This window comes from Enterococcus pseudoavium NBRC 100491 (genome assembly GCF_001544295.1).
Classification (GTDB): Bacteria; Bacillota; Bacilli; order Lactobacillales; family Enterococcaceae; genus Enterococcus_A; species Enterococcus_A pseudoavium.
In genome coordinates, this window is record NZ_BCQF01000002.1 from 77,794 (window position 1) to 91,254 (window position 13,461).

Below are 13,461 nucleotides of genomic sequence, written 5' to 3' on the forward strand. Positions count from 1 at the left end.
AAACTAGGTGCGCCTAGGTAAGCTCTATCATTTTGATGAAGTCGATATCATTCCTCCTACCTAACTACGGGTAGGAGTTTTTTTATTGTAAAAATAAGGAGGAGACAGGATGTATAAAAAAGAAGTTGTAGATGAGGTAACGATGAAGCGAGCATTGACCCGAATCACCTATGAAATCATCGAACGCAATAAAGGGGTCCAAGATATTGTTTTGATTGGGATTAAAACACGGGGGATTTTCATCGCACAACGAATTGCAGAACGCTTAAAGCAATTGGAACATATTGATGTGCCAGTTGGCGAACTTGATATCACATTGTATCGTGATGACGTAAACATTCAAGAGGCAGAACCGGAGCTGCACTCTTCTGACATTCCGTTTTCGATTGAAGGAAAAGAAGTCATTTTGGTCGATGATGTGTTGTTCACCGGCAGAACAATTCGCGCAGCCTTAGACGCGGTGATTGACTTAGGCCGACCAAATCGTATTTCGTTAGCTGTCTTGGTTGACCGTGGCCATCGGGAATTACCGATCCGGGCCGATTATGTTGGGAAAAATATTCCAACGGCTTTAACAGAAGAAATTATCGTTGAGATGGAAGAAAACGATGGACAAGATCGCATTTTGATTCAAAAAGAAAACTAAAAAATATTTAGACACTAGAAAGAGGAAGTTTCATGGCAGATTTTCACAATGATGACGTTGTTTTAGATATTCACGATCGCCCTAGCGCTGGTCACTGGATTGGCTTAAGCATTCAGCATTTGTTCACAATGTTCGGCGCGACCGTTTTAGTACCGATCTTAGTTGGGATTAACCCGAGTATCGCGTTAGTTAGTTCAGGATTAGGGACGTTGGTTTACCTGACCGTAACAAAAGGTAAAATTCCCGCTTACTTAGGCAGCAGCTTTGCTTTTATTGCGGCGATGAAGTTATTAATGAAGAGCGACGGTTATCCAGCGATTGCCCAAGGGGCGTTGACTTGTGGCTTGGTTTACTTGATTGTTTCAGTTATTATTCGCAAAATTGGCTCGGCTTGGTTAGATAAAATTCTACCACCAATCGTCGTTGGACCGGTAGTAATGGTTATCGGCTTAGGCTTAGCCAGCAACGCGGCGCAAAACGCGATGTATAACAATGGTGTATACAGTTTCAAATATGTCTTGGTGGCATTGATCACTTTAGGCTTGACGATTTTCTTCAACATGTTCTTCACTGGCTTTTTAGGATTGATTCCAATCTTGTTGGGAATTATCGGCGGCTATGTGACCGCAATGATTTTCGGTATCATCGATTATCAACCGATCATTGATGCAAAATGGCTGGCCTTGCCTGCTTTCAATGTACCATTTGTCAGCTACCAGCCAAAACTTTACATCAGTGCGATTACCACAATGGCGCCAATCGCTTTTGTCACGATGACCGAACACATTGGACACTTGATGGTTTTAAACAAACTGACAAAACGAAATTTCTTCGAGGATCCTGGCTTAGATCGTACCTTGATGGGGGACGGCTTAGCTCAGATCGTGGCAGGATTAGTAGGTGGTCCACCAGTCACAAGTTATGGTGAAAATATCGGCGTACTAGCCATTACACGAGTACACAGCGTCTTTGTTATCGGCGGCGCAGCAATCTTCGCAGTTTTATTGGGATTTGTAGGTAAACTTAGCGCCTTGATCTTAAGTATCCCTGGACCAGTCATTTCAGGGATCAGCTTCATCCTGTTTGGTGTAATTGCAGCCAGTGGCTTGAAGATCTTGATCGAAAACAAAATCGATTTCGATCGTAAAAAGAATTTGCTGATTGCTTCAACGATCCTAGTAATCGGCATCGGCGGCTTAGTTTTTGAAGCAGGAACCTTTACTTTATCCGCGATGGCGTTAGCAACTGTCTTAGGAATTATTTTGAACTTGATTCTGCCTGAACAAGCCCGCAGCGAAAAATAAAGTTTATACAGGCGATCAATACTAAATGAGCATTACTTAATTGAGGAGGAAATTTCATGATCATCCAGTCTGAAGAAATCAGTCTCAAACATTTATTGACGGTGGAAGCCTTGACCGATCAAGAGGTAATGGGGCTGATTCATCGAGCGCAACAATTCAAACAGGGTGCCCGGTGGACGCCACAAAAAAATCAATATTTTGTCTCTAACCTTTTTTTTGAAAATAGTACGCGAACCCATAAAAGTTTTGAAGTTGCAGAGAAGAAACTTGGATTAGATGTGATTGACTTTGACGCCAAAACAAGCTCAGTCCAAAAGGGCGAGACTTTATATGATACCGTCCTAACGATGTCGGCTTTAGGTGTAGATGTTGCGGTCATTCGCCACGGAGATGAAAATTATTATGACGAATTAATCCAAAGCAAAACGATTCAATGTTCGATCATTAACGGGGGCGACGGAAGCGGTCAACACCCTACTCAATGCTTATTGGATTTAATGACGATCTATGAAGAGTTCGGTCAATTCCGCCACTTGAAAGTAGCGATTGTCGGGGATATTACCCACTCACGAGTCGCAAAATCCAATATGCAAATGTTGAAACGCTTAGGAGCAGAGGTTTATTTTTCAGGCCCAGCGGAATGGTATGATGAGAGCTTTGACGTGTATGGGAGCTATCGTCCGCTAGACGAACTGGTCTCTGAAGTGGATGTGATGATGCTCTTACGGGTTCAGCATGAGCGCCATGATGGACAGGAAAGTTTTTCGAAGGAAGAATACCATCAAAAATATGGCTTGACGATTGAGCGAGGCAAACAATTAAAAGAAAAAGCCATCATCATGCACCCAGCACCCGTTAATCGGGATGTCGAAATTGCAGATAGTATGGTAGAAAATATGAAATCACGGATCGTTGCGCAAATGACGAACGGAGTCTTTATTCGCATGGCAATCTTGGAAGCAGTATTGAATGGAAAATCGTAAAGGGGCAGATAAAATGAAAACCTTAATTAGAAATGGCAAGATCGTAACCAAAGATAATCAAACAACTAATTGTGATGTTTGGCTAGAAGATGGCATTATCGCTGGAATCGGCAAAGATTTTTCAGAGATTGTTTTTGACAAAGAGTACGATGCAAACAATCAATTAATCACACCAGGTTTAGTCGACGTTCATGTTCATTTACGGGAACCAGGCTTCACTTATAAGGAAACGATCAAGGATGGATCAAAGGCTGCTGCTCGCGGCGGCTATACAACTGTGTGTGCAATGCCCAATTTAGATCCAGTACCTGATACGGTTGAAAAATTTAACCAGGTTAAAGCGATTATTGATAAAGATGCAGTAGTAAAAGTCCATCAATATGCTCCTATTACTGAAGAGCTACGCAGCGAGATCTTGACGGATCAAAAAGGGTTGAAAGCAGCCGGAGCTTTTGCTTTCACCAATGACGGTGTTGGCGTCCAAACGGCTGGAACGATGTATTTAGCGATGAAGGAAGCTGCAGCCAATAACATGGCATTAGTTGCTCATACAGAAGATGAATCGCTATTATTCGGCGGTGTGATGCATGAAGGCGAGATCAACAAAAAATTGAATCTTCCAGGTATTTTAAGTGCGACGGAATCTTCACAAATTGCTCGTGATTTGATTCTTGCAGAGGAAACGGGTGTCCATTATCACGTCTGCCACGTATCGACTAAAGAAAGTGTTCGGGTGATTCGGGATGCGAAAAAAGCAGGCGTCCACGTTACGGCAGAAGTTTCTCCCCATCATTTGATTCTAATCGATGAAAATATTCCAGAGGATCACGGTTATTGGAAAATGAATCCGCCATTACGCGGCGTAGAAGATCGGGAAGCTTTGATAGAAGGTTTGCTTGACGGTACAATCGATTGCATCGCCACTGACCATGCACCTCATGGTTTTGAAGAAAAAAATCAAAGTTTCTTGAAAGCTCCATTCGGAATCGTCGGCAGCGAGACTGCGTTCCAATTAATCTATACCCACTTTGTTGAAACAGGACGTTTTACCTTAGAACAAGTGATTGATTGGATGGCTGTCAAACCAGCCGAGATCTTCGGTTTATCTGTTGGAACGTTGACTATCGGTCAGCCAGCGGATATCGCGGTCTTTGATCTGAGTCACGAAGAAAAAATCGATGACAAAAACTTTGCATCATTAGGAGTGAATACACCTTTCACTGGATGGTCGGTCAAGGGTACGACACTGATGACCTTCGTGGACGGTCAGTTGGTATACAACAAGGAGGACTAGGACGTTGAAAAGACTTTTAATTTTAGAAGATGGCACAGTATTTGAAGGTGAAGGATTTGGTGCCGAAGCAAATGTCGTAGGCGAAGTTGTCTTCACGACGAGTATGACCGGATACCAAGAAACGATTACTGATCAAAGCTTTAATGGACAAATCATAACTTTTACTTATCCAATGGTCGGAAATTACGGAGTGAACCGGGATGACTATGAATCGATCGCCCCAACGTGTAAAGGCGTGATTGTTAAAGAACATGCTCGGTTGGCTAGTAACTGGCGCAATCAAATGACCTTAGACGAGTTTTTGAAGCGGAAAGGGATTCCTGGGATTGCAGGAATTGACACACGGGCACTGACCAAGAAATTACGAAGCGTTGGAACGATGAAAGGCAGCATTGTTGATCCAGCCGATCAACTGGAGCATTCCTTTGATCAATTAAAAGCGACGGTCTTACCAACCAATCAAGTCGCCCAAGTTTCGACAGTAACGCCTTATCCAAGTCCTGGCGTCGGAAGAAATGTGGTCGTGATTGACTTTGGTTTAAAACACAGCATTCTACGGGAATTATCACGACGCGAATGCAACTTAACGGTGATGCCTTATAATACGGACGCCCAAACGATCCTAGACCTTTGCCCGGATGGCGTAATGCTGACTAATGGACCGGGAGATCCCAAAGACGTCCCAGAAGCAATTGAAATGATCAAACAAATTCAAGGAAAAGTACCGATTTTCGGAATCTGTTTGGGGCATCAATTATTCTCACTAGCGAATGGCGCAGATACTTACAAAATGAAATTTGGTCATCGTGGTTTGAATCACCCCGTCCGAGAAATTGCGACTGGCAGAATTGATTTTACCTCACAGAACCATGGTTTTGCGGTGGATGAAAAAACGATTGATCCTGAAAAATTAATGATCACTCATGTTGAAGTGAATGACGGTACGGTGGAAGGTGTTCGTCACCGAAATTATCCAGCCTTCAGTGTTCAATATCATCCGGATGCAGCACCTGGACCACACGATGCGGTTCATTTATTCGATGAATTTATGGAAATGATGGATGCATGGAAGGAGCAAGCATAAATGCCAAAACGGACAGATATTAAAAAAATTATGGTGATCGGTTCTGGACCGATCGTGATTGGACAAGCGGCAGAATTTGACTATGCCGGTACACAAGCTTGCTTAGCGTTAAAAGAGGAAGGCTATGAAGTTGTTCTAGTCAATTCAAACCCAGCAACAATCATGACCGATCAAGAGATTGCCGATACAGTTTATATTGAGCCAATCACGTTAGAGTTTGTTTCCCGCATCTTACGTAAGGAATTGCCAGATGCAATCTTGCCGACATTAGGCGGTCAGACTGGACTAAATATGGCGATGGAATTAGCGGATTCAGGTATTTTGGATGAGTTGCAGATCGAATTGTTAGGAACAAAATTATCAGCAATCGATCAAGCAGAAGACCGTGATTTGTTCAAACAATTGATGGAAGAATTGGATCAACCGATTCCTGAATCAGAAATTGTTAATACGGTGGAAGAGGCAGTAGCTTTTGCCAATACGATCGGGTATCCGATTATTGTTCGCCCAGCCTTTACTTTAGGCGGTACTGGTGGAGGAATGTGTGACAATGAAGTGGAACTTAGAACGATTGCTGAGAATGGACTGAAGTTATCACCAGTTACTCAATGTCTAATTGAAAAATCAATTGCGGGCTACAAAGAAATTGAATACGAGGTAATGCGCGATTCAGCGGATAATGCGATTGTAGTTTGTAACATGGAAAATTTTGATCCAGTCGGGATTCACACAGGTGATTCGATTGTATTCGCTCCTAGCCAAACATTGTCTGATTACGAATACCAAATGTTGCGGGATGCTTCACTTTCAATCATCCGTGCATTGAAAATCGAAGGCGGCTGTAATGTTCAGCTAGCGCTAGATCCCCACAGTTTTAATTACTACGTCATTGAAGTAAATCCGCGGGTTTCCCGTTCATCTGCGCTCGCAAGTAAGGCCACCGGTTACCCAATCGCCAAATTGGCTGCGAAGATCGCTGTTGGATTAACTTTAGACGAAATGAAAAACCCTGTTACCGAAACGACTTACGCCGAATTCGAACCAGCGCTAGATTATGTAGTTGCCAAAATTCCACGTTGGCCTTTCGATAAATTTGAAAGCGGCGAACGGGTTCTAGGTACTCAAATGAAGGCGACAGGCGAAGTGATGGCCATCGGGCGCAATATTGAAGAGTCCTTATTAAAAGCGGTGCGCTCATTAGAAATTGGGACGTATCATGCTGAATTGCCTGAATTAGCTGAAGTGACGGATGATGAACTGACCGAAAAAATGGTCAAAGCCCAAGATGATCGTTTATTTTATCTAACTGAAGCATTGCGTCGCGGGTATACAATTCAGGAAATCAGTGATTTAACCAAAGTTGACTTGTTCTTCTTAGATAAATTACTGCACATTGTAGAGTTAGAAAATACCTTGGCCCAAAATCCTAAAGATGTTTCAGTCTTGAAGACTGCCAAACAAAATGGCTTTGCTGATGTTAAAATTGCTGAGCTTTGGCAAATGACAGCTAAAGAAGTCCGTAATTTCAGAACGGCCGAGAAAATCTTACCTGTTTATAAAATGGTCGATACTTGTGCCGCAGAATTTGAATCTCAAACACCTTACTTCTACAGCACCTACGAATTTGAAAATGAAAGTGTTCGTTCTGATAAAGAATCCGTCCTAGTCTTAGGTTCTGGACCTATTCGAATCGGCCAAGGGGTTGAATTTGATTACGCAACGGTTCACTCAGTTAAAGCGATTCAAGCAGCTGGCTACGAAGCGATTATCATGAACAGCAATCCTGAAACAGTTTCAACCGATTTCTCGGTGTCAGATAAATTATATTTTGAACCGTTAACGCTAGAAGATGTTTTGAATGTGATTGAATTAGAAAATCCGATCGGAGTAATCGTTCAATTCGGCGGTCAAACAGCGATCAATTTAGCTGAGCCACTAGTAAAAAATGGCGTGAAAATCTTAGGAACGACGATTGAAGATTTAGACCGAGCGGAAGATCGTGATCAATTTGAGCAAGTATTGCAAAGTCTAGCTATTCCACAACCACCAGGTGATACAGCAACAAGTACTCAAGAAGCAGTCAAAATTGCAGAAAAAATTGGATATCCTGTGTTGGTTCGTCCAAGTTATGTTTTAGGTGGTCGAGCAATGGAAATTGTTGAAAATCAAGCCGACTTGGAAGACTATATGGCAAATGCAGTGAAAGCTTCACCGGAACATCCTGTTTTAGTCGATCGCTACTTGATTGGTAAAGAATGTGAAGTCGATGCAATTTGTGATGGCGAAACCGTCTTAATACCAGGAATCATGGAACATATCGAGCGAGCTGGAGTTCACTCGGGAGACTCGATGGCTGTTTATCCACCACAAACTTTCTCTGCTGAAACTAAAGCTACAATTGAAGAGTATACTCGGCGTTTAGCGCTCGGTATGAACTGTATTGGTATGATGAATATCCAATTTGTCATCCATAATGATGAAGTCTTCGTGATCGAAGTAAATCCGCGGGCAAGTCGAACGGTACCATTTTTAAGTAAAATCACCAATATCCCAATGGCGCAAATTGCCACAAAAGCTATCTTAGGTCAGAGTTTGAAGGATCTGGGCTATGAAGATGGTCTGTACCCTGAAAGTGAATTGGTTCATGTCAAAGCACCAGTCTTCAGCTTTACAAAACTGCAGAAAGTTGACACCTATTTAGGACCTGAAATGAAATCTACAGGTGAAGTGATGGGAACAGATCGCAATTTAGCAAAAGCATTGTACAAAGCCTTTGCAGCATCTGGCTTGCATTTGCCAGATTATGGGGCCGTTTTATTCACTGTCGCAGATGAGACGAAAGAAGAAGCTTTGAACTTAGCTAAACGCTTCAAAGATGTTGGCTATAGTTTACTGGCGACCGCTGGTACTGCCAAATTCCTAGAAGAAAACGGTTTAAGTGCGAAAACCATCGCGAAAATCTCGGAATCAGATGAAGACAATGTGATCGAGTTGATTCGCCGCGGTGAAGCGCAAGTGGTCATTAACACGATGGACAAAAACCGTCAAAATACATCTGAAGACGGCTTTATCATTCGCCGTGAAGCCGTAGAACACGGTGTACCGCTCTTTACCTCATTAGATACCGCCGATGCGATCTTACGAGTGATGGAATCACGGGCATTTTCAATCCAAGAAATTTAATTCAAACAGAGTGGAGCTTGCTTCACTCTGTCGATCTATAGGGAGGCCGTTATGAAGCAGGAAATGATGACGATTGTTCGTCAACAAGAGTTAGCACCGAGAATCTACGAAATGGTGCTAACTGGTGAATTGGTGACAGAAATGAATATGCCGGGACAGTTTCTACATATCCGTGTGCCAAGAGGAGATTTATTGCTGCGCCGACCGATTAGTATCAATCAATTTGATCAGAAGGAAAAAACATGTACGATCATTTATCGGACTGAAGGTGAAGGGACGAAAGTATTTTCTGAGCTTTCAGCAGGAGACCAGCTGGATGTGATGGGTCCTTTAGGACATGGTTTTGAATTGACAGAACTGAAGGCGGGAGACACCGCTTTTATCGTAGGCGGCGGAATTGGTGTTCCTCCTTTGTATCAGCTGTCGAAAGAATTGAAGGAGCTTGGGGTGAAAGTCATTCATTTTCTTGGCTTCGGAACGCAAGAAGTTGTTTACTATGCAGAGGAATTTCAAAGCTTAGGTGAAACGCATTTTTCGACTGATGATGGAACTTTTGGCATTCAAGGAAATGTCGGCAATCTTTTACTAGCGGAAAAAAAGCGGCCCGATGCAGTTTTTGCTTGCGGAAATAATGGTTTATTAAAAACAGTCGAACAATTATATACTGAGGTAGAAAATGTCCAATTGTCCTTAGAATCGCGGATGGCTTGTGGTATGGGAGCTTGTTACGCCTGTGTTTGTCATGTGCCTGAAGATGAAAACAAAAGTGTCAAAGTATGTGAAGACGGTCCCGTTTTCCGAGCAGGGGAGGTCATTTTTTAATGAGTATTGCAGTGAAATTACCGGGTTTAGATTTAAAAAATCCAATCATGCCGGCGAGCGGTTGTTTTGGCTTTGGCAAGGAATATGCAGATTATTACGATTTGAATCAGCTTGGCGCAATCATGATCAAAGCGACCACACCTAAAGCGCGTTTTGGAAATGCCACGCCACGGGTCGCGGAAACGCCAAGTGGGATGCTAAATGCAATTGGATTACAGAATCCAGGCATGGAAGTTGTCTTGGACGAAATTTTACCAAGCTTAGAAAACTTTCAAGAATTGCCGATTATCGCCAATGTTGCCGGTGCTTGTGAAGAAGATTATGTTGAAGTGTGTGCCAAAATCGGTGAGGCGCCCAATGTCAAAGCGATTGAACTAAATATTTCTTGTCCTAACGTTAAACACGGTGGGATTGCATTTGGTACGGATCCTGAAGTCGCCTATCGCTTAACGAAGGCAGTCAAAGAAGTCGCAAAAGTTCCAGTCTATGTCAAATTAAGCCCGAACGTAACCGATATTGTACCAATTGCTAAAGCGATTGAAAAAGGTGGCGCAGACGGGTTTACAATGATCAATACGTTATTAGGTATGCGGATCGATTTGAAAACCCGCCAACCGATCTTAGCCAATCGCACTGGCGGACTGTCGGGACCAGCCATCAAACCAGTCGCGATTCGTTTAATCAATCAAGTGGCCGCTGTCAGCGAACTGCCGATCATTGGAATGGGCGGTGTTCAAACCGTTGATGATGTTTTAGAGATGTTTATGGCAGGTGCTAGCGCGGTGGCAGTCGGGACTGCCAATTTTACTGATCCATATATCTGTCCCAAATTGATTGAAGGGTTGCCGGTACGCATGGCAGAATTAGGCATTGAATCATTGGAACAGTTACGTCAAGAAGTTAGGGGGGCGTTTTAATGGAACAACGACCAATTATCGCTTTTGACTTTGCTTCAAAACAAGCGATTGAAAAATTTTTGACTCATTTCCCAAAAGAAGAAAAATTATTCATCAAAATCGGAATGGAACTTTTTTATCAAGAAGGACCGGCCATCGTTAATTTCTTACGCACACAAGGACATGATATTTTTCTTGATTTAAAACTCCATGACATTCCTAATACAGTGCAAAAAGCAATGCGCGGTATCGCTAAAATGGGGGTCAAGATCACAAATGTTCATGCTGCCGGTGGTGTAGAAATGATGCAAGCAGCCAAACTGGGGCTGACCGAAGGCACTGAGGAAAATCAAGTTGTTCCTGAATTGATTGCTGTAACACAGCTAACTTCTACCAGCGAAGAGCAAATGCATGAAGATCAATTAATCAATGTCAGTCTGGAAACAAGTGTCTTACATTATGCACAATGCGCAGAAAAAGCGGGATTGAACGGGGTCGTTTGTTCAGCACATGAGGTGGAAAAAATTCATGGAGTAACGAATGAACAGTTTATCTGTTTAACACCGGGTATTCGTCCGCAAGGCGCCAGTGTCGGCGACCAAAAACGGGTAATGACACCAGCCAAAGCACGTCAGATCGGTTCAAACTATATCGTAGTAGGGCGACCAATCACTCAAGCAGCAGATCCTTATCAAAGTTATTTACAAATTAAAAAAGAATGGAACGGTGAAGCATAAATGATCGCAGAACAAATCGCCAAAGATTTATTAGCAATTGAAGCAGTCTCTCTAAGCCCTGATGAACCTTTTACTTGGGCCAGCGGCTTAAAATCACCGATTTATTGTGATAACCGCATCACGATGAGCTATCCAGAAGTTCGTCGGGCAATCGCACAAGGCTTAGCAGAAAAGATCAAAGCAGAATTTCCGAGTGTAGAAGTAATAGCCGGAACTGCAACTGCTGGAATTCCCCACGCGGCTTGGGTAGCAGAAATTCTAGATTTACCGATGGTTTACATCCGCAGCAAGGCCAAAGATCATGGCCGCGGCAATCAAATCGAAGGTCGCATCAAAGATGGGCAAAAGATGGTGATCATCGAAGATCTGATCTCAACTGGTGGCAGTGTGTTAGAAGCCGCGACTGCAGCTAAAAGAGAAGGTGCCGATGTTTTAGGTGTGGCCGCAATCTTTACGTATGAGTTGGCAAAAGGTAAGAATAATTTTGAAGCTGCAGAAATGCCATTAGTCACGTTGACGAACTATTCAACTTTGATCGAAAGTGCTTTAAAAGAAAATTATATCAACCAAGAACAACTTGAACTATTGAAAAAATGGCGTCAAGATCCTGAGAATTGGTTAAAAAAATAATTGGAAGACCATTGAGTGTTTGTTGTTAACATTCAATGGTTTTTCTATTCAAAGACGAGATGAAGTATTTCTAAAGTTGAGAAGTAGCTGATTCTAAAGTTAGTCATAAAAAAACCGAAACAGCCAGTTTGAGCTGTTTCGGTTTTTTATATTTAATGAGCTTGTTTGCGTAATTGTTCTACGACCGCTTCTTCGGGGGTGACGAACAAAGTTTTTTGGTTTTCATAAATGACAAAACCAGGTTTAGCACCATTGGGTTTGTGAACGTGCTTAACCGCGACATAATCAACCGGTACTTGGGCTGATTGTCGGAATTTTGAAAAATAGGCTGCTAATTCTGCCGCTTCTAACAATGTTTCTTCACTAGGTTCAGCATTTTTGATGATCACATGAGAACCGGGGATATTCTTGGCATGGAGCCAGATATCGGTTTTACGAGCTTGTTTTAAGGTCAATTGATCGTTTTGGATATTATTTTTTCCGACCAGAATCTCAGTTCCATCACTAGCAATAAAACGTTCCGGTTTTGAAGGAGCCTGCTTGCGATTTTTTTTGCGGCGTTTTGGTTTTAAATAGCCACTAACAATCAGCTCTTCTTTAATGATTTCGATGTCCATCGGACCGGCAATCTCTAATTGCGCTAAGATCGATTCTAAGTAGGCGATTTCGGCTTTAGCCTCGGCAATTTGATCATAAATTAATTTGACGGCATTTTTCAGTTTTTGATATTTCTGAAAAAATTTCTGTGCATTTTGATTTGGCGTCAATGCAGGATTCAGTTTGATCGTGATCGGTGCATTGTCTTCGTAATAATTTTCCAGTTCTACACTTTCTGCTCCGCGAGGAACTTGGGTCATGAACGTCGTTAATAATTCTCCATCACGGCGATATTCTTCGGCATTTTCCGAATCTTGCAGTGTTTTTTCTCGTTTTGCCAGTTTGGTTTGATTCCGTTTAATCTCATTTTCGACCTTGCGGATCAAGTCATTGCCTAGTTGTTTCACACGATCTTTTTCGGCCTTTTCACCATAGAAAGCATCTAACAGCAAACTTAAATTCTCATAAGGCGTGGGATTCTCAAAAGTTTCAAAGGTTAATGGTGCAAAAAATTCCTTATGCTCCTTGTTGCCTAAAGTAGGCTGTACTTGCAGCTGAAGACTTCCCCAAAAAGCATCCCAGACAGCCATCTTCTCGTTAGGATTTTTAGTAAATCGAAAAGTCAACTCATCGGCCGTGTCACGACCTAAGCCTTGAAAATTCTGTTGTAGATAGCGTCCGTCTAAAATGTCAGCTGTCGAAAGAATGGTAAAAACTTGTTCTTTGCTAGCGTGAAATGGATTCAGCTGCGTCTGTTTAGGGGGTTCAATATATTCACTGCCTGGTAAAATTGAACGATAGGTGTTTTGCGAATGACCAATGTGTTTGATTGCATCTAAAATTTTACCAGTTTGTTTATTAAGCAGAACAATCGTTGAATGGCGACCCATCAATTCCACAATCAAAACGATATTTTGCAAATCGCCTAATTCATCGCGTTTACTAAAGGTGAAGTGAACGACTCGGTCATTTTCTACTTGATGAATATCTTCCAAAATTGCTCCTTCGAGATGTTTTCGCAACATCATAACAAAATTTGGCGGATTATCTGGATTGGTATAGGCAATCTCGGTCAGTTGAATCCGAGCGTAACTGGGATGAGCGGAAAGTAGCAGGCGCTGATTTTTCCCTTGTGCCCGAATAACTAGTACAACCTCATTTTCATAGGGTTGGTGGATCTTAGAGATTCGGCCAGTCAATAATTGTTCTTTTAGTTCTTGAACCATCGCGTGGGTAAAAACTCCGTCAAAGGACATTTTTTATCCCTCATTTCTTTTCGTAATAG

General features: G+C 42.4%; 11 protein-coding genes. 10 read left to right on the plus strand and 1 reads right to left on the minus strand.

Going from position 1 to position 13,461, the window contains the following annotated elements; genetic code table 11:
- Positions 1 to 109 precede the first annotated feature (109 nt).
- From pyrR to pyrE, 10 genes are read left to right on the plus strand one after another with little or no spacing between them, the layout of a single operon-like run.
- Entirely contained in the window at positions 110 to 646 is a 537-nt protein-coding gene (gene pyrR / locus EP1_RS01500) for a bifunctional pyr operon transcriptional regulator/uracil phosphoribosyltransferase PyrR (protein WP_067622272.1), read from the plus strand.
- A gap of 32 nt (positions 647 to 678) precedes the next feature.
- Entirely contained in the window at positions 679 to 1,950 is a 1,272-nt protein-coding gene (locus tag EP1_RS01505) for a solute carrier family 23 protein (RefSeq protein ID WP_067622274.1), read from the plus strand.
- Positions 1,951 to 2,006: 56 nt separating this feature from the next.
- The gene (locus EP1_RS01510; protein WP_067622277.1) at positions 2,007 to 2,933 is read left to right on the plus strand and encodes an aspartate carbamoyltransferase catalytic subunit; all 927 of its coding nucleotides are present in this window, start codon (positions 2,007 to 2,009) and stop codon (positions 2,931 to 2,933) included.
- Positions 2,934 to 2,946: 13 nt separating this feature from the next.
- Complete coding sequence (gene pyrC / locus EP1_RS01515; protein WP_067622649.1) at positions 2,947 to 4,227, plus strand: dihydroorotase; 1,281 nt, start codon at positions 2,947 to 2,949, stop codon at positions 4,225 to 4,227.
- 4 nt (positions 4,228 to 4,231) lie between these two features.
- On the plus strand, positions 4,232 to 5,311 hold the full coding sequence (locus EP1_RS01520) for a carbamoyl phosphate synthase small subunit (protein ID WP_067622280.1): 1,080 nt from the start codon (positions 4,232 to 4,234) through the stop codon (positions 5,309 to 5,311).
- On the plus strand, positions 5,312 to 8,494 hold the full coding sequence (carB, locus tag EP1_RS01525; protein ID WP_067622282.1) for a carbamoyl-phosphate synthase large subunit: 3,183 nt from the start codon (positions 5,312 to 5,314) through the stop codon (positions 8,492 to 8,494).
- A 33-nt stretch (positions 8,495 to 8,527) separates the two neighbouring features.
- On the plus strand, positions 8,528 to 9,316 hold the full coding sequence (locus EP1_RS01530; RefSeq protein WP_376716063.1) for a dihydroorotate dehydrogenase electron transfer subunit: 789 nt from the start codon (positions 8,528 to 8,530) through the stop codon (positions 9,314 to 9,316).
- Positions 9,316 to 10,233 (plus strand): dihydroorotate dehydrogenase, encoded by a 918-nt coding sequence (locus EP1_RS01535; protein ID WP_067622288.1) that lies wholly within the window; start codon positions 9,316 to 9,318, stop codon positions 10,231 to 10,233. The genes EP1_RS01530 and EP1_RS01535 overlap by 1 nt, the downstream gene beginning before the upstream one ends.
- Complete coding sequence (gene pyrF, locus EP1_RS01540) at positions 10,233 to 10,949, plus strand: orotidine-5'-phosphate decarboxylase (protein WP_067622291.1); 717 nt, start codon at positions 10,233 to 10,235, stop codon at positions 10,947 to 10,949. The genes EP1_RS01535 and pyrF overlap by 1 nt, the downstream gene beginning before the upstream one ends.
- Positions 10,950 to 11,579, plus strand: coding sequence for an orotate phosphoribosyltransferase (gene pyrE / locus EP1_RS01545; protein ID WP_067622293.1), 630 nt, complete (start codon positions 10,950 to 10,952; stop codon positions 11,577 to 11,579). It begins immediately after the preceding gene.
- Between the two features lie 152 nt (positions 11,580 to 11,731).
- On the opposite strand, the gene efbA is transcribed toward pyrE, so the two are convergent.
- A complete protein-coding gene (gene efbA / locus EP1_RS01550) occupies positions 11,732 to 13,432 on the minus strand; it encodes a fibronectin-binding protein EfbA (RefSeq protein WP_067622295.1) in 1,701 nt (566 codons plus the stop codon).
- Between the last annotated feature and the right edge of the window lie 29 nt (positions 13,433 to 13,461).